Annotated in this window: 15 protein-coding genes; 6 read left to right on the top strand and 9 right to left on the bottom strand. The window is 72.8% G+C overall.

Annotated features, from left to right (window positions below; genetic code table 11):
- Window positions 1-139: 139 nt before the first annotated feature.
- The 5 genes from ACF061_RS06895 to ACF061_RS06915 form a co-directional block, all read right to left on the bottom strand.
- Window positions 140-793 (bottom strand): hypothetical protein, encoded by a 654-nt coding sequence (locus ACF061_RS06895; RefSeq protein ID WP_392265754.1) that lies wholly within the window; start codon window positions 791-793, stop codon window positions 140-142.
- 84 nt (window positions 794-877) lie between these two features.
- A complete protein-coding gene (locus tag ACF061_RS06900) occupies window positions 878-2353 on the bottom strand; it encodes a GntP family permease (protein ID WP_392265755.1) in 1476 nt (491 codons plus the stop codon).
- Window positions 2354-2482: 129 nt separating this feature from the next.
- Complete coding sequence (locus ACF061_RS06905) at window positions 2483-2893, bottom strand: RidA family protein (RefSeq protein ID WP_392265756.1); 411 nt, start codon at window positions 2891-2893, stop codon at window positions 2483-2485.
- Complete coding sequence (locus ACF061_RS06910; RefSeq protein WP_392265757.1) at window positions 2890-3675, bottom strand: IclR family transcriptional regulator; 786 nt, start codon at window positions 3673-3675, stop codon at window positions 2890-2892. Before ACF061_RS06910 ends, ACF061_RS06905 begins: the two co-directional genes overlap by 4 nt.
- Window positions 3672-4793: a sugar kinase gene (locus ACF061_RS06915; RefSeq protein WP_392265758.1), complete on the bottom strand. Its 1122-nt coding sequence runs from the start codon at window positions 4791-4793 to the stop codon at window positions 3672-3674. Before ACF061_RS06915 ends, ACF061_RS06910 begins: the two co-directional genes overlap by 4 nt.
- 133 nt (window positions 4794-4926) lie before the next feature.
- Here ACF061_RS06915 and ACF061_RS06920 point away from each other — a divergent pair, with 133 nt between their 5' ends.
- Window positions 4927-6192 carry an amino acid deaminase gene (locus tag ACF061_RS06920; RefSeq protein ID WP_392265759.1) on the top strand — a complete coding sequence of 422 codons (1266 nt, stop codon included), beginning with the start codon at window positions 4927-4929 and terminating at the stop codon, window positions 6190-6192.
- 22 nt (window positions 6193-6214) lie between these two features.
- On the top strand, window positions 6215-7849 hold the full coding sequence (locus tag ACF061_RS06925; protein WP_392265760.1) for an amidohydrolase family protein: 1635 nt from the start codon (window positions 6215-6217) through the stop codon (window positions 7847-7849).
- A 28-nt stretch (window positions 7850-7877) separates the two neighbouring features.
- Here the strand turns inward: ACF061_RS06925 and ACF061_RS06930 are convergent, their stop codons facing one another.
- Window positions 7878-8750 carry a serine protease gene (locus ACF061_RS06930; protein ID WP_392265761.1) on the bottom strand — a complete coding sequence of 291 codons (873 nt, stop codon included), beginning with the start codon at window positions 8748-8750 and terminating at the stop codon, window positions 7878-7880.
- Window positions 8751-8940: 190 nt separating this feature from the next.
- Window positions 8941-9756 (bottom strand): hypothetical protein, encoded by an 816-nt coding sequence (locus ACF061_RS06935; protein ID WP_392265762.1) that lies wholly within the window; start codon window positions 9754-9756, stop codon window positions 8941-8943.
- A gap of 127 nt (window positions 9757-9883) precedes the next feature.
- Here ACF061_RS06935 and ACF061_RS06940 point away from each other — a divergent pair, with 127 nt between their 5' ends.
- Both ACF061_RS06940 and ACF061_RS06945 read left to right on the top strand, forming a co-directional pair.
- Complete coding sequence (locus ACF061_RS06940) at window positions 9884-11095, top strand: pyridoxal phosphate-dependent aminotransferase (protein WP_392265763.1); 1212 nt, start codon at window positions 9884-9886, stop codon at window positions 11093-11095.
- Between the two features lie 102 nt (window positions 11096-11197).
- A complete protein-coding gene (locus tag ACF061_RS06945; protein WP_392265764.1) occupies window positions 11198-11638 on the top strand; it encodes a hypothetical protein in 441 nt (146 codons plus the stop codon).
- Between the two features lie 534 nt (window positions 11639-12172).
- On the opposite strand, the gene ACF061_RS06950 is transcribed toward ACF061_RS06945, so the two are convergent.
- Together ACF061_RS06950 and ACF061_RS06955 are read right to left on the bottom strand one after the other, a co-directional pair.
- The gene (locus ACF061_RS06950; protein ID WP_392265765.1) at window positions 12173-12349 is read right to left on the bottom strand and encodes a hypothetical protein; all 177 of its coding nucleotides are present in this window, start codon (window positions 12347-12349) and stop codon (window positions 12173-12175) included.
- A 228-nt stretch (window positions 12350-12577) separates the two neighbouring features.
- Complete coding sequence (locus tag ACF061_RS06955) at window positions 12578-14410, bottom strand: phosphoenolpyruvate carboxykinase (GTP) (RefSeq protein WP_392265766.1); 1833 nt, start codon at window positions 14408-14410, stop codon at window positions 12578-12580.
- 297 nt (window positions 14411-14707) lie between these two features.
- Here ACF061_RS06955 and ACF061_RS06960 point away from each other — a divergent pair, with 297 nt between their 5' ends.
- Both ACF061_RS06960 and ACF061_RS06965 read left to right on the top strand, forming a co-directional pair.
- Window positions 14708-15421: a hemolysin III family protein gene (locus ACF061_RS06960; RefSeq protein ID WP_392265767.1), complete on the top strand. Its 714-nt coding sequence runs from the start codon at window positions 14708-14710 to the stop codon at window positions 15419-15421.
- 226 nt (window positions 15422-15647) lie between these two features.
- Entirely contained in the window at window positions 15648-16334 is a 687-nt protein-coding gene (locus tag ACF061_RS06965) for a TetR/AcrR family transcriptional regulator (protein WP_392265768.1), read from the top strand.
- The last annotated feature ends 2 nt before the right edge of the window (window positions 16335-16336 follow it).

The raw sequence follows: 16336 nt of genomic DNA on the forward strand, positions 1-16336 counted from the left end.
CGGGCGCCCCCCCCCCCCCCCCCCCCCCCCCCCCCCGGGGCGCCCCGGGGGGGCCCCCCCCCCCCCCCCCCCCCCCCGGCGGCGGGGCGACCTGGGCAAGCGGCCGTGCGGTCCGCTCGCGCGGCCGGCGGCGGCCGGGTCACTTCTCCGTAGACGGCTCTTCCCCGGCGGCCGGCTCGGCCTCGCCGGACGGAGACTCGGTGGCGGAGGCGTCGTCCGCCTCGTCCACGCCGTCGTCGCCGTCCGCCCCGTCGTCGAAGTAGGCGTCCAGGACCGCGTCCAGCCGTGTCTCCCACTCGCTGAAGCGGGACCGGGCCGGAGCCTCGATCTCGATGGGGTACCAGCGGCGGTCGGGGGTGTGGACGGTGACCGTGAACCGCTTGCCGAAGCGGGGGGTCTCCGTCTCCAGCGCGCCGATCTCGTCCCAGCGGAACTCGCATTCCTGGTCGTCGAGGGCGAGGCGTACGCCCCGGTGGTCGGCGACGATGCGGGCGCGGCGGTCGGCGGCCTCGAAGACCGGGCCGTCGGGGGCCCCGCCGTCCTCCCCGTCCCCGGTGGCCTGCTCGGGCGCGGCGGCCGGGACCGCGTCCTCGGCCGGGGCCGTCCTCGCCGGCTCCGCCCCGCTCCTCCCGCTCGCTGCGGCTTCCCCGGCCACCGGCGTCCTGGGCCCCGCGTCCGCCGGACCGGCCGGCGCGGGCGAGGTGAGGCCGGGGATGAAGGCCGGGTCGGACCCGGCCCCCTTCACGGGCTCGCTCTTCAGGGGCCGGCTGCTCGAACCTATGCGCTGCTCCACAGCGGGCAGTATGGTCGACGAACCTGTGCCGGGCACCGTCGGCCCCAACTTCGTTATCAGACGCCTACAATGCCCGTCCGGCGCCTATACGAACAGACTCACCACCGCCGCCACCGCGAACCCAGCCAGCGACAGCACGCTCTCCAGCACCGTCCAGGTCTTCAGCGTGTCCCGTTCGCTGATGCCGAAGTACTTCGCCACCATCCAGAAGCCGCCGTCGTTGACGTGCGAGGCGAAGATCGAGCCCGCGGAGATCGCCATGATGACCAGGGCGACGAATGCCTGGGAGTGGTGGCCCTCGGACAGGAGCGGGGCGACGATGCCCGCCGTCGTCACGATCGCCACCGTCGCCGAGCCCTGCGCCACGCGCAGTACCAGCGAGATCAGGTAGGACAGGACGATCACGGGCAGGCCGACGCCGTTGAACGTGTCGGACAGGGCCTGCGCGACCCCGCTCGCCTTCAGCACCGCGCCGAAGACCCCGCCCGCGCCGACCACCAGCAGGATGTTGCCGACCGGCTTCAGCGACGCCGTGGACACCGTCTCCAGCGACTTGCGGGACCAGCCCCGGCGGATGCCCAGCAGGTAGTACGCCAGCAGCAGCGCGATCGTCAGTGCGACGAACGGGTGGCCGAAGAATTCGATCACCGAGCGGCCGGTGGAGGGGTCCAGCGCGATGGAGGAGAAGGTGGCCGCCAGGATCAGCAGCAGCGGCGTGCCGATGATGCCCAGGACCGTGCCGAGCGCCACCGGCGTCTCCCGCGGCCGCACGCCCGAGGCCCGCTGCTCCTCCAGCACCGCGCGCTTGGCCTCGGCCGCCGCCTCGACCATGTCCTGCGGCACCTCGACGAAGATCCGCCTGCCGATCCACGCGGCGTACGCCCAGGCCGCCAGCACCGCCGGGACGCCGCACACCACGCCCATGAGGATGATCCAGCCGAGCTGCACGTGCAGCAGGCCGGCGGCGGCCACCGGGCCCGGGTGCGGCGGCAGGAAGGCGTGCGTCATGGACAGGCCCGCCAGCAGCGGCAGGCAGTACAGGACGATCGACTTGCCGCCGCGCTTGGCGGCGGCGTAGACGAGGGGCGCGAGCACGAAGATGCCCACGTCGAAGAAGACCGGGATGCCGAAGATCAGGCCGGTCAGGCCCATGGCCAAGGGCGCCCGCCGCTCGCCGAACAGGCCGAGCAGACGGCTCGCCAGCACCTCCGCGCCGCCGCTCACCTCGAGGATCGCGCCGAGCATGGTGCCCAGGCCGATGATGATGGCGACATGGCCGAGGATGCCGCCCATGCCGGACTCGATGGTGGAGACGGCGTCCGAGCGCTGGACGGTGCCGAAGAGTTCGGTGACCGACAGGCCGGCCAGCAGGCCGACGGCTATGGAGACGGCGAGCAGGGCCACGAACGGCTGGAGTCTGGCCTTGATGATCAGGAAGAGCAGTAGCGCGATGCCGATGCCGGCCACCAGGAGGAGTCCGGTGGTGCCGTCGACGAGGAGGAGCAGTCCGCCGGTGTGCGGTGGCGCGGCCGGGGCGGTGGCCGCGAGCGGGTGGGACATAGGGGGGTCCTCTGCGTGAGTACCGTAAGAACATGGAGCTTTCGGGCAGGCCGGATCGCGGCACGGCGCCCGAGGGGGTGGTGGGCGCCGTGCCGTGCGGTTTCGCGGGGTGTGGAGGGCGGGAGGACGTCAGCCGAGTACGGCGAGGGCGTCGATCTCGATGAGGAGTCCGGCCGGCAGACCGACGTAGACGGTCGTGCGGGCGGCGGGCGGCTGGGTGAGGCCCTGCTCCTCGAAGTACTGGTTGTAGATGTCGTTCATCTCGGCGAAGTGGTCCACGTCGGTGAGGTAGACGCGGATCATCATCACGTCGTCCCAGCCCGCGTCGCCCTCTTCCAGGATCGCCTTGACGTTGGCGAGGGTCTGCAGGGTCTGCTCTCGCAGGCCGGGGCCGACGGGCGTGGGGGGCTTGCCGTCCTCGGCGGGCAGGAAGCCGACCTGGCCGGCGACCTGGAGGATGTTGCCCTTCTTCACCCCGTGGGAGAACTTCGCGGGCGGGACGGTGTGGGTCTTGGGGGTGAGCGCGGTCTTCTCGGTCATTCGGTGTCCCTGTCTGGGGTGGTCGTGGGGGTGGCTACGGGGGTTCTCCCGGAGTACTCGCCGCTGATGGCGTCCGCGGTACGGCGCACCAGCGGGAGCAGGGTGAGGAGTTCGTCGGCGGTGACGACGACGTTCGGCGCGGAGACCGACATCGCGGCGACCACCCGGCCGTCGGCGCCGCGGATGGGCGCGGCGACGCAGTTGATGGACTCCTCGTGGCCACCGAGGTCGGTGGCCCAGCCCTGTTCGCGCACGGTCGCCAACTCCTTCAGGAAGGCGGCGGGGCCGGCTGTGGAACGGGCCGTGTACATGGGGTACTCGAGCTTCTCGGCGACCGCGCGCCGCTCGGCCTCGGGCAGATCGGCGAGCAGCAGTTTGGCCACGGCGGCGACGGTGATGGCGACCGGCTTGCCGATCCGGGAGTACATGCGCACCGGATAGCGGCTCTCCACCTTGTCGATGTAGAGCACCTCGCCCTCCTCGTGGACGGCGAGGTGGACGGTGTGGCCGCAGTTCTCGTTCAGCCGTGCCAGGTGCGGGTGGGCGATCTCGCGGATGTCGAGGTTCTCCATCGCCTCCTGGGCGAGGGCGAAGAGGCGGGCGCCGAGGCGGTAGCGCTGGTCGGACTGGCGGTAGACCAGGCCGTGCTCGTGGAGGGTGCGCAGCAGGCGCAGCGCGGTGGACTTGTGGACGCCGAGGCGGTCGGCGACCCGTCCGAGGTCGGCGGGTCCCTCCGCGAGCAGCGGCAGGATGCTCAGCGCGCGGTCGACGGTCTGGCTCATGGCGTGGGTTCCTCCTCCTCGGCCCCCTGGGCGGTGCGCGTCCAGCCGGGGCCGAGTCGAAGTGTCCCCCACTCCGCCTCGCCGAGGGCGGCGAGCCGGTCGGCGTGGCCGATCCAGGAGGGGCGCGGCGAGGTCTCGCCTTCGGGGGCGGTGGCCTGGCGGCGGACGGGCGGTGCGGCGAGGTCGCCCGGGACGGTGAGCGCGGCGGCGGCCATGAGGTGGCCGTGCCGGAGCCGGTCGCGGACGGGCAGGCCGCGCAGGGTGGCGGAGAGGAAGCCGGCGGCGAAGGCGTCGCCGGCGCCGACATGGGCGACGACGTCGACCTCGGGGGCCCGGACCGGCGTGGCGCGGCCGTCGCCGTCCGCCGGGTCCTCGGTGTTCCGCTCGAAGGCGGTCGCGCCCTCCGGCCCCTGCTTGACGACGACGGTCGCCGGCTCGGGCAGCGCCTGCCTGATGGCCCGGCCGCCGTCCAGGCCCCACGCCTCGCGGGCCTCGTCCTCGCCGACGAACACGAGGTCGGCGCGCCGCGCGAGTTCCAGCAGCACGCGCGCTCCGTCGGCGTCCCGCCACAGCGCGGGCCGGAAGTTGACGTCGAAGGAGACCAGCGGGCGTCCGGGGCGCGGCGCGGTCAGCTCGCGCATCAGCTCCAGGCAGTCGGCGGAGAGCGCCGCCGTGATGCCCGACAGGTGCAGTACGCGCCCGGCGTGCAGCGCGGCGGCGTCGACGTTGCCGACGGCCATGGCGGAGGCCGCCGAGCCGGCCCGGTAGTACGCCACCTCGTGGGCGTCGGTGGCCCGGTCGCCGGCGGTGCGGAAGTAGATGCCGGTGGGCCGGGCGGGGTCGCGCCGTACGGCGCTCACGTCGACGCCGTAGGACGCGATCGCCCCGACCAGGTGGTCGCCGAAGCCGTCCGCGCCGACCCGGCTCACCCAGCGCGTGGAGTGTCCGGCGGCGGCGAGCACGCAGAGCACGTTGGACTCGGCGCCGCCGATGCCGCGGACGAAGGACGGTACGTCGGCGAGGCGGCCGGGGCGGGTGGGCAGGAAGGTGACCATGGACTCGCCGAGCGCCACGACGTCCACGACGCCGGTGTCATTGCAGGGTCCGGTGGCGGTCACGATGCTCGTAGCTCCTCGGTGCGCTGGGGGGCGGGGTTTCGTTGACCTCGCGTGGCCGAGATGTTAGACAGCAGTGAGCGAAATATGCAATGAGCGTTGCAATATATGCAACGCCTCAGATCAGGGAGGTTCCGTGAGCAACGAGGCGCTCGCCCGCCTGGCCGAGGAACGCGTCGACCACCGCTTCAAGGGGCTCCCGCCGGACGCGGACGGGCTGACCGTCGGCGAGCTGGCCGCCCAGCGCCGCAACCTGTTCACCGGCGGCTTCACCACGCCCGTGCTGGCGCTGTCCGCCGAGCGGCTGGAGCACAACCTGAGGCTGATGGAGACGTACGCCGCCCGCCACGGCCTCGCCTTCGCCCCGCACGGCAAGACCTCCATGGCGCCCCAGCTCTTCCAGCGGCAGATCGAGCACGGCGCCTGGGGCATCACCCTCGCCGTGCCGCACCAGGTGCGGGTGGCGCGGGCGTTCGGCGTCCGGCGGATCTTCCTGGCCAACGAGGTGGTGGACCCGGCCGCGCTGCGCTGGTTCGCCGCCGAACTCGCCGCCGACGCCTCCTTCCGCCTCGTCTGCTACGTCGACTCGGTGCGCGCGGTGGAGCTGATGGACGCGGCGCTGCGCGGCGCCGCGCGTCCGCTCGACGTCGTGGTCGAACTGGCGGCCGGGGACGGCGCCCGCACCGGTGCGCGCACCGAGGCGGAGTGCGCCGCGGTCGCGGACGCGGTGGCCGCCGCCCCGGCCCTGCGGCTCGTCGGCGTCGCCGGGTACGAGGGCGAGGTCCCGCGGGCGGACCCGGAACGGGTGCGGGACTACCTGCGGCGGCTGGTGGGCCTGGCCGTGGACCTCGACCGGGCGGGACGGTTCGCCGAGGCGGAGGAGATCGTGGTGAGCGCGGGCGGCAGCGCCTGGTTCGACGCGGTGGCCGACGTCTTCGCCGGCATCCCCGAACTTTCCCTCCCGGTGCTGAAGCTGCTGCGCTCGGGCGCCTACGTCTCGCACGACGACGGCCACTACCGCGAGCTCACCCCGTTCAACCGCGTCCCCGAGGAGGGCGCCCTGGAGCCCGCCTTCCGGCTGTGGGCGCAGGTCGTCTCCCGGCCCTGCGGGGACCAGGCCTTCGCCAACGCGGGCAAGCGGGACGCGGCCCACGACCTGGATCTGCCGTTCGCGCAGGTGGTGCGCCGGGACGGCGCCGAGCGGCCGGCGACCGGGGTCACGGTCACCGCGCTGTCCGACCAGCACGCGTGGCTGCGCACCGGCCCCGAGGCGGACCTGCGGGTCGGCGACTGGGTCGGCCTCGGGCTGTCCCACCCGTGCACGTCCTTCGACAAGTGGCCGCTGATCCCGGTCGCCGAGGCCGACGGCACGGTCGTCGACTACATCCGTACGTTCTTCTAGGAACCGGCAGAAGGAGTCACCCATGGATCCGGTCGAGCTCGCCGACTTCGCCGATCTCGTCATCCGGGACGCGGACGTCGTGGACGGCACCGGCGCTCCCGCCTACCGCGCGGACGTGGCGGTCCGGGACGGCCGGATCGTCTCGATCGTCAAGGAGGCCGCCGCGGCGGGCTGCGCCCGTCCCCGTGCCCGCCGCCAACTGGACGCGGAGGGCCTGGTCCTGGCCCCCGGTTTCATCGACATGCACGCCCACAGCGACCTGGCGCTGCTGCGCGACCCGGACCACAGCGCGAAGGCCGCCCAGGGCGTCACCCTGGAGGTGATCGGCCAGGACGGCCTGTCGTACGCGCCGGTCGACGACCGCACGCTCGCGGAGGTGCGCCGGGCGATCACCGGCTGGAACGGGGACGGCGGCGACATCGACTTCACCTGGCGGTCGGTGGGCGAGTACCTGGACCGGCTGGACGAGGGCATCGCGGTGAACGCCGCGTACCTCGTCCCGCAGGGCACGGTCCGCGCGCTCGCCGTCGGCTGGGAGGACCGGCCGGCCACCGCCGGGGAGCTGAACCGGATGCGGCGGCTGGTCGCCGAGGGCCTGGAGCAGGGCGCCGTCGGCATGTCCTCCGGGCTCACCTACACGCCCGGGATGTACGCGCCGGACTCCGAACTCACCGAACTGTGCCGCGTGGTGGCCCGCTACGGTGGCTACTACTGCCCGCACCACCGCAGTTACGGGGCGGGCGCGCTCCGGGCGTACGAGGAGATGGTGGCGCTGACCCGTGCGGCCGGCTGTCCGCTGCACCTGGCGCACGCCACCATGAACTTCGGCCCGAACAAGGGCCGGGCGCCCGAGCTGCTGGCGCTGCTGGACGACGCGCTCGCCGCGGGCGCCGACATCACCCTCGACACCTACCCCTACACCCCCGGCTGCACCACCCTGGTCGCGCTGCTGCCGAGCTGGGCGAGCGAGGGCGGCCCGGAACGGATCCTGGAGCGGCTCGCCGACCCGGCCACCGCCGAACGGATCCGCCACCACCTGGAGGTCACCGGCTCGGACGGCTGCCACGGCGTGCCGGTGGAGTGGGAGACGATCGAGATCTCCGGGGTGACCGGGTCCGGGCTCGGCGAGTACGTCGGGCGTACGGTCCGGGAGTCGGCGGCCCGGCGCGGCGAGAGCCCGTGGACGGTCGCCCGCCGGCTGCTGGTGGAGGACCGGCTGGGCACGACGATCCTCCAGCACGTGGGCCACGAGGAGAACGTCCGGACGATCATGCGCCACCGGGTGCACACCGGCGGCTCCGACGGCATCCTCCAGGGCGCCAAGCCGCACCCGCGCGCCTACGGCACCTTCCCGCAGTATCTCGGACGGTACGTAAGGGAGTTGGGGGTGCTGTCGCTGGAGGAGTGCGTGGCGCACCTCACCGGGCGGCCGGCGGCCCGGCTGCGCCTGCCGGACCGGGGCGTCGTGCGCGAGGGGTACCGGGCCGACCTGGTCCTCTTCGACCCGGCCACGGTGGCGCCGGGCTCGACCTTCGAGCAGCCGCGCGCGCTGCCGACCGGGATCCCGTACGTCCTGATCGACGGCCGGTTCGTGATCGAGGACGGGCGGCGCACCGACGTGCTGGCGGGGCGGTCGGTCCGCCGCACCGCGGTGTGACCGCCCGCCCCGCCCCGCGCGCCCCGGGTTACGGCTTGGGCAGGACGCAGCCGCTCCGGCTCAGGTCCAGCCGGTTGCCGGTGGTGAAGCAGGCCGGTATCTGGTACGTCTCCTCGGCGTAGTTGATGCCCTGCCGGACGGTGACGTTGCCGTTCGCGTCGACCTCGCACGGGTTGTTCTCCGTGCAGCGCTGGCCGTCCTCGTTGCCGGTGTTGTTGACGGCGACGACCTTGCCGGTGGCGTTGTCGACGACGGGCGAGCCCGAGGTGCCGCCGATGGTGTTGCAGGCGGAGGTGTAGCGGACGGAGTCCTTCCAGGTCCAGTCGCCCTCCTTGAGGCGGTAGACGAAGCCGTCGATGTTGCAGCTGTAGATCCGCTTCCAGTACCCGGAGACCACCTTGATGGCGGTGCCGGCGACCGGGTGGGTGTCGCTCAGGGTCAGCGCGCCGATGCCGTACGAGCTCTTGATCTGGGCGTAGGTGCTGGTGAGCTGGTAGAGCGTGACGTCGGTGTCGGTCATGGTCGAGTAGACGACCTTGCTCGCGCGCAGCGTGGCGACGCGGGTGCCGGCCGAGTTGAGCAGGCCGAAGGTGCGGCTGGAGGCCTGGTTGACGATGACCTGGCCGGGTGACGGGAAGCCGGTCTCCAGGCAGTGGCCGTTGCTGAGCACGAGCGCCGGGTCGGAGTCCGCGGAGGCCGGCAGGCGGACGACCGAACCGGAGCAGTTGCTCAGCGCGACGGTGCCGGCGAAGTCGACGGCCTGGAGCGCGGGGGCCGCACCGGTCGTCTTCGTCGCGGGCGCGGGCGCCGCACCGCCGGTCTGCGTGGCGGCGGCCGCGGGTGCCATGCCCGCCCCAGTGATCACCAGGGTGGCGAGCGCGGCAAGGAGAGGCTTGTTCATGTGGGGGTCCCCTCTTCAGACGTGAGCGACCGGAGATCTTCCGGTCGCCCGTCTTGTCATGCGCATTGTGATGGTGCGCGGGGGGCTCCCACAAGAACGCGACGGGAACGGCCGGGGAAGCGGTCACCCGGCCCGGCCGTGCGGTCCGGGCCGTCCGCCGCGCCCGGCCGTCATCCGCGACCCCCGGCCGTCACCCGCCGTGCCAGTGACCGCCCCCGCCGTGCCGTCCGTGGCCCCAGCCGCCCGGACCGCCCGTGGCCGTGGGGGATCCGCTCGGAGCAGGCGTGGGAGCGGTGGCCTGCGGGGCGGAGGCGGAGGCCGGAGCCGAGGGGCGCGCACTGGTCCTGTCCGGGGCCGGGGCCGCGGGCGGGGCGGCGGTCGTGCTCGGCGCGGTGGAGGGGGACGCCGGGCCGGTGGGGACGGCCGACGGGGAGCCCGGGGGGCCGGCCGCCGGCCGGCGTGGGGCCGCGGGTGCCTCGGGTGCCACGGGGGCGGCCGTGGCACCGCCGGCCGTCGGGTCGGTGTCCGCGTCGGCGACTCCGGCCGTCGGCTCCGTACGCCCCTGTTCACCACGCGAGCCGTCCGCCGACGAGTCCAGGGCGGTGAGACCGGCGATCACGGCGGCCAGGGACACCACTCCCACCGCCCCGGCGGCGGCCACCGCGCGCCGGGAGCGACGGGCGCCCGGCCGCTCCCGGGACCGCCGCGCTCGCCGCCCGGCACCGCCCCCGCCGACGGCCTCGGCGACGCCCGATCCCCCGCCGGGTCCTCCGTCCCGCCCCGCGCCGTACCCCTGCGCGACCTGCGCCGGGAACCCGCAGGCGGCCGGCACCGGAGGCAGTTCACGCGTCTCGTCGTACGCGCTCTGCCACCCGTGGGCGGCGGCCGGGTCGGCGTACCCCTCGTACACCGGGGCCGCCGGGGCCTGCGGGTGGTACACGTTCGGCGGCTCCTGGGGCACATCACCCGGACGGGGGGCAGCGGGAACGTCGGAAGACATGGACATGGCCGGAAATCATAGGTATCGGAGCGACCGGTGGGACAGCCGCCGCCGTCAACACGGCGCGAGCGGCGTGTCCCACGTGGCGGAAAACACGAGCCATCGGGCGTTACCCGGCCGTAAGCTCGCGGATATGCAGGTGATCCAGTCGACCAAGCTCGCCAACGTCTGTTACGAGATCCGGGGGCCGGTGCTCGAGGAGGCGATGCGGCTGGAGGCTGCCGGTCACCGCATCCTGAAGCTGAACACCGGCAACCCGGCCGCGTTCGGCTTCGAGTGCCCCCCGGAGATCCTCGAGGACATCCTCCGCAACGTCTCGACGGCGCACGGCTACGGTGACGCCAAGGGCCTGCTGGCCGCCCGCCGCGCGGTGGTCATGCACAACCAGACCCTCGGCATCGAGACCGACGTCGAGCACGTCTTCATCGGCAACGGCGTCTCCGAGCTGATCGTGATGGCGATGCAGGGGCTGCTGGACGACGGCGACGAGGTGCTGGTGCCCGCGCCGGACTACCCGCTGTGGACCGCCGCCGTCTCCCTTTCCGGCGGCACGGCCGTCCACTACCGGTGCGACGAGCAGTCCGACTGGATGCCCGACCTCGCCGACGTGGAGCGCAAGGTCACCGACCGCACCAAGGCGATCGTCATCATCAACCCCAACAACCCCACCGGCGCCGTCTACGACCGGGCCGTGCTCAAGGGGCTGACCGACATCGCCCGCCGGCACAACCTGCTGGTCTGCTCCGACGAGATCTACGACAAGATCCTCTACGACGGCGCCACGCACACCCCGACCGCCTCGGTCGCGCCGGACCTGCTGACCCTGACGTTCAACGGCATGTCCAAGGCGTACCGGGTGGCCGGCTACCGGGTCGGCTGGATGTCGATCTCCGGTCCGCGCGCCCACGCCGACTCCTACATCGAGGGCCTGACCATCCTGGCGAACATGCGGCTGTGCGCCAACATGCCGGGACAGCACGGCGTGGTCGCGGCGCTCAGCGGACGGCAGACCATCAACGACCTGGTGCTGCCCGGCGGACGGCTCAAGGAGCAGATGGAGGTCGCCCACGAACTGCTCACCCGGATCCCGGGCGTCACCTGCGTACGCCCCAAGGGGGCGCTGTACCTCTTCCCGCGGCTGGACCCCAAGGTCTTCAAGATCAAGGACGACCGGCGGTTGGTCCTGGACCTGCTGCGCCGGGAGAAGATCATGGTCGTCCAGGGCACGGGCTTCAACTGGCCCGAACCGGACCACTTCCGGGTCGTGACCCTGCCCACGGTCGGGGACCTGCGCGACGCGGTGACCCGGATCGGTCACTTCCTGGACGGCTACGGACAGCTCTGACGCTCGCCCTCGGCACGGTCGTGGTCCAGCTCCGCGAACAGACTCAACTTTAGACGGATTCTAAGCTAGGATGTCTTCTGTCAAGGCACAGGAGGCCATCCCATGTACGAACCGATCCGCACCAAGTCGGTCCACACGATGGCCGGCACCACCTCCGACTTCCCCCACCGTTCCCGCGAGGAGGAGCTGGACATCCAGCTCGCCGGCCACCTCGCCGCGCTGCTCGCCGTCACGGACGAACTGCGCGCACTGGTCCCGTCCTCGGCCGATCTGGACGCGGCGGCCGAGCGGCTCGCCGGACAGGTGGCCAGGCTGCGCGACGGCCACCCGCCCGTCCGCGTCCCGGTGGCGGCCGCCCAGGTGACCGGCGAGGCTCCGGCGCTGCACGAGCGGGCGCACGCGCTCGCCGGGCGCGCGCTGGTCGTCGCCGCGTCCCGGGCCGACACGACGGCGGCGATCCTGGCGGCCGAGCGGATGGACGCGCACGCCGCCGCGCGGGGCGAGACCCGGAACTCCCCGGAGCTGAGCGGCGCCGCCCACTAGCCCGTCGCGCCCGCCCCCGGCCCTCGCACCCGCCGAGGGCTTCCCGCCCTCGCGTACGGCGAGGGCCCCCGTACGGCCCCGGTCCGCGTGCACCCGCAGCGACGCGCGGACCGGGCGCCACGCACTGCGTGGACTGCCTCCCCGCCGGTGGAACGACCGCCGTCCCCGTAGGCGGGAGGAGACGTGACCGCTCCCACCGCGGCCGTCCGGCCGCCTGGCCGGACGGCAGGCCGGTAGACCGGCAGGCCGCATCCCTCCCGCCGAAGTCGCCGCGCTCCACGAGCACCGCGTCCCGGACAGCGTCGCCGCCGCCGACGAGACGCCGTGCCCCCTCGCGGACCGGAAGCCGAACTCCGACGGCCTCGCACTCCGCCGGCCTCGCCGGGCACGGGCAGCCGTTCCTCGTGGTCGAGGAGGGCGGGCCTGGTCACCGGCTTCGCGAGGAGGTGGCGGACCCCCGCCGACGCGGCGGGCGCGGTGTGCCGCCGCTCCGGCGGGCACGGCCGGCGCGGCGGGCACAGTGACGAGTTCGCGTCAACCGAAGATCACAACGAACAGCACGAACAGGACCAGGATCACCAGGACGACCATCCAGACCGGCCAGTTGCCCCGGCCCTGCGGCTCCTCGGGACCACCGCCGCGCGGACGGTCCTCGGCCAGGTCCGGGTTCTCCGGGCGGTCGTGCTTGTAGAAGTCACCGTCTCCAGCCATGCCCTCATCACACTCCTTCAACGGGAGGGTCCCCGAGTACCCGGAGCGGGGCCGGCCATACGGCCGTGTGGGCCGGACGGGTGACCGCCCGGTGACCCGCGCACGCCGAGGAGGCCAGGTGCGCACGCCGTTGTGCGCCCCCGGCCTCCTGGGGTCGACGCCGCGGCCGGCCGGAGCGACGTCGCAGGTCAGGGCAAGTCGCGGCCGGCCGCGGAGTTCAGGCGGGAATCAGCCCAGGCGCTCGACGAGGGCGCGGTACTGGTCCCACAGCTCCTTGGGCGTGTGGTCACCGAAGGTGTCGAGGTGCTCGGGCACCAGGGCGGCCTCCTCACGCCACACGTCCTTGTCGACCGTGAGCAGGAACTCCAGGTCGGACTCCGGCAGGTCCAGGCCCTCGGTGTCCAGCGCGCCCTTGGCCGGCAGAATGCCGATCGGGGTCTCCACGCCCTCCGCCCGGCCGTCCAGTCGCTCGACGATCCACTTCAGCACACGGCTGTTCTCGCCGAAGCCGGGCCAGACGAACCGGCCCTCGTCGTTCTTGCGGAACCAGTTGACGTAGTAGATCTTCGGCAGCTTCGACTGGTCCTTGTCCTTGCCGACCTCGATCCAGTGGCCCATGTAGTCGCCCATGTTGTAGCCGCAGAACGGCAGCATGGCGAACGGGTCGCGGCGCAGCTCGCCGACCTTGCCCTCGGCCGCGGCGGTCTTCTCGGAGGCGACGTTCGCGCCGAGGAAGACGCCGTGGTTCCAGTCGAAGGACTCGGTCACCAGCGGCACCGCGCTGGCCCGGCGGCCGCCGAACAGGATCGCCGAGATCGGCACGCCCTTGGGGTCCTCCCACTCCGGCGCGATGATCGGGCACTGGGCGGCGGGGGTGGTGAAGCGGGCGTTGGGGTGGGCGGCGGGCGTACCGGACTCGGGGGTCCAGGAGTTGCCCTTCCAGTCGGTGAGGTGGGCCGGGGTCTCCTGCGTCATGCCCTCCCACCAGACGTCGTTGTCGTCGGTGAGGGCGACGTTGGTGAAGACCGAGTTGCCCCACAGCGTCTTCATCGCGTTGGCGTTGGTGTGCTCACCGGTGCCGGGCGCGACGCCGAAGAAGCCGGCCTCGGGGTTGATCGCGTAGAGCCGGCCGTCCTCGCCGAACCGCATCCAGGCGATGTCGTCGCCGATGGTCTCGACGGTCCAGCCGGAGATCGTCGGCTCCAGCATGGCGAGGTTGGTCTTGCCGCAGGCGCTGGGGAAGGCCGCGGCGACGTACTTGGACTCGCCGGTGGGCGGGGTGAGCTTGAGGATCAGCATGTGCTCGGCGAGCCAGCCCTCGTCGCGGGCCATGACGGAGGCGATGCGCAGGGCGTAGCACTTCTTGCCGAGCAGCGCGTTGCCGCCGTAGCCGGAGCCGTAGGACCAGATCTCGCGGTCCTCGGGGAAGTGCGAGATGTACTTGGTGGAGTTGCACGGCCAGGGGACGTCCTCCTGGCCCTGCTCCAGCGGGGCGCCGACGGTGTGCACGGCCTTGACGAAGAAGCCGTCGTCGCCGAGTTCGTCGAGGACCGGCCGTCCCATGCGGGTCATGGTGCGCATGGACACGGCGACGTAGGCGGAGTCGGTGATCTCGACGCCGATCGCGGACAGCGGCGAGCCGAGCGGGCCCATGCAGAACGGGACGACGTACATCGTCCGGCCCTTCATCGAGCCGCGGAAGATGCCGCCCTTTCCGTCCGTGCCCCGGAAGATCTCCCGCATCTCGGCGGGGGCCTTCCAGTGGTTGGTGGGGCCGGCGTCCTGCTCCTCGCGGGAGCAGATGAACGTCCGGTCCTCCACGCGGGCCACGTCGGACGGGTCGGAGGCCGCGTAGTAGGAGTTGGGGCGCTTGATCGGGTCGAGTTTCCGGAAGGTGCCCTTCCGGACGAGCTCCTCGCACAGTCGCTCGTACTCGGCCTCGGATCCGTCACACCAGACCACGTTGTCCGGCTGGGTCAGTTCTGCGATCTCGTCGACCCACGAGATCAGGTCCTGGTGGTTGGTGGGGATGACGGGGGGAGCCGCGATGTCGCGCGCCACGATTGCTCCTAAATGAGGGATTTTTGTCTGTGTCGCCCCGTGGGGGCCGCGACCCGGATGCTTCGTAGCCGCTCATCCGGTGCCGACCGCACTCATTTGATCATCCGAGTTTAGTGCCCATCTGTCCAGAGGGCATCACAGGTGAGCGACGTGAGGAACCCCACGGTTACCGCGGATTTTTGCGTCCGCATGGAGTTCGGCTGGAGGACTTTTTGCGTTCGGCCCCGCGCACGCGATCACTGTTCAAGAGTGTGCGCACTGACGTACGACTTACGATGTCGTCGGTACCATGCGCGCATGACTGCGTCCGCCTCCGACGCGCCCCTGGACACGCCGGCCGGTGGCCGCGGTCCGGCAGCGCTCTCCCTGCCGCATCCGGTCAAGCCCAAGCTGCGCGGCTGGCTGCACCTCGGCATGTTCCCGGCCGTGCTCATAGCGGGCCTGGTGCTCACCGCGCTCGCCGACTCCGCGCGCGGGCGCGTCGCCTGCGGGATCTACGTCCTCAGCGCCTGCCTGCTCTTCGGCGTCAGCGCCCTCTACCACCGGGGCAACTGGGGCCCCCGGATGGGCGGAGTGCTGCGCCGCCTCGACCACGCGAACATCTTCCTGATCATCGCGGGCACGTACACGCCGCTGACCCTGCTGCTCCTGCCCGGCGCCAAGGGCCAGTGGCTGCTGTGGGGCATCTGGGCCGCCGCACTGGCCGGCATCGCCTTCCGCGTCTTCTGGGTCGGCGCCCCGCGCTGGCTCTACACCCCGTGCTACCTCGCGATGGGCTGGGCGGCGGTCTTCTACCTGCCGGACTTCCTGCGCACCGGCGGCATCGCGGTCCTGGTCCTGGTGGTCGTCGGCGGACTGCTCTACAGCGCGGGCGGCGTCGTCTACGGCATCAAGCGGCCGAACCCCTCCCCGCGCTGGTTCGGCTTCCACGAGGTCTTCCACTCCTTCACGCTGGCCGCCTTCGTGGTGCACTACGTGGGGATCTCCCTGGTGGCGTACCAGCACGCCTGATTCGCGCCCGCCCCTCCCCCGTCCGTCCACATCCGGCCACGGCTCCCGCGAGCCGTGGCCGCTGTCGTCGGCCCGCCTGAGCCCGCGGCCGCTCCCGCCGGTCGCCGCCCGCCCCGCCGCGACCAGGGCGCACGACGCGCGCCCGGCCGCCGCCTCCGGGAGACGGGGCGGCGGGCGGAGCCCCCGGCCTTGGCCGCTCCGGGGGCGGATACCGGACAATGACCGCATGACGGCCGCACGCACCACGCCCCCCGCCGACCACCCCCGGCTGGGCCTCAGGGAACGGAAGAAGATAAAGACCCGGGAGGCGATCCGCGCGGCGACGTACGCGCTGGTCGAGGAGCAGGGGTACGACGCCACCACGATCGAGCAGATCGCCGAGCGGGCCGAGGTGTCGCCGTCGACCGTCTTCCGCTACTTCCCGGCCAAGGAGGACATCGTCCTCACCGACGAGTACGGCCCGGTCCTGGTGGCGGAGTTGCGGGCCCGGCCCGCCGACGAGCCGTGGCCGAAGTCCGTCCGTCAGGTGATGCGCAAGGCCATCGGCACGGGCGTGGAGGACCACCTGGAGGTGTCGCGGCTGCGCACCCGGCTGATGGTCGAGGTGCCCGCGGTGCGCTCGCGGATGATGGAGGGCATGTCGGCCACCGGCCGCATGCTGTGCTCCGTCATCGCCGAGCGCACCGGCCGCGACCCGGGGAGCCTGGAGGTGCGGGTCCAGGCCATGTCCCTGGTCGGCGGCCTGATGGAGACCACCCTGTTCTGGGCCGAGAACGGCCACCGGGACGACCTCGCGGACCTCGTCGACCGCACCCTCACCGTCCTCGAGCACGGCCTGCCTCCCGAAGAGCGCCCGAACCACGGCGGCCGTGGAAAACCCCCGCGGCACGAGCGGCCGTCCATGCCATCCTGACC

This window comes from Streptomyces sp. NPDC015220, assembly GCF_043079345.1.
Classification (GTDB): Bacteria; Actinomycetota; Actinomycetes; order Streptomycetales; family Streptomycetaceae; genus Streptomyces.

Excerpts from the sequence above, each read along its gene's own strand:
- ACF061_RS06960 (WP_392265767.1), top strand. The coding sequence starts at position 14,708 with ATGACTGCGTCCGCCTCCGACGCGCCCCTGGACACGCCGGCCGGTGGC.
- ACF061_RS06945 (WP_392265764.1), top strand. The coding sequence starts at position 11,198 with ATGTACGAACCGATCCGCACCAAGTCGGTCCACACGATGGCCGGCACC.
- ACF061_RS06925 (WP_392265760.1), top strand. The coding sequence starts at position 6,215 with ATGGATCCGGTCGAGCTCGCCGACTTCGCCGATCTCGTCATCCGGGAC.
- ACF061_RS06905 (WP_392265756.1), bottom strand. The coding sequence starts at position 2,893 with ATGACCGAGAAGACCGCGCTCACCCCCAAGACCCACACCGTCCCGCCC.
- ACF061_RS06910 (WP_392265757.1), bottom strand. The coding sequence starts at position 3,675 with ATGAGCCAGACCGTCGACCGCGCGCTGAGCATCCTGCCGCTGCTCGCG.
- ACF061_RS06935 (WP_392265762.1), bottom strand. The coding sequence starts at position 9,756 with ATGTCCATGTCTTCCGACGTTCCCGCTGCCCCCCGTCCGGGTGATGTG.
- ACF061_RS06940 (WP_392265763.1), top strand. The coding sequence starts at position 9,884 with ATGCAGGTGATCCAGTCGACCAAGCTCGCCAACGTCTGTTACGAGATC.
- ACF061_RS06950 (WP_392265765.1), bottom strand. The coding sequence starts at position 12,349 with ATGGCTGGAGACGGTGACTTCTACAAGCACGACCGCCCGGAGAACCCG.
- ACF061_RS06900 (WP_392265755.1), bottom strand. The coding sequence starts at position 2,353 with ATGTCCCACCCGCTCGCGGCCACCGCCCCGGCCGCGCCACCGCACACC.
- ACF061_RS06965 (WP_392265768.1), top strand. The coding sequence starts at position 15,648 with ATGACGGCCGCACGCACCACGCCCCCCGCCGACCACCCCCGGCTGGGC.
- ACF061_RS06930 (WP_392265761.1), bottom strand. The coding sequence starts at position 8,750 with ATGAACAAGCCTCTCCTTGCCGCGCTCGCCACCCTGGTGATCACTGGG.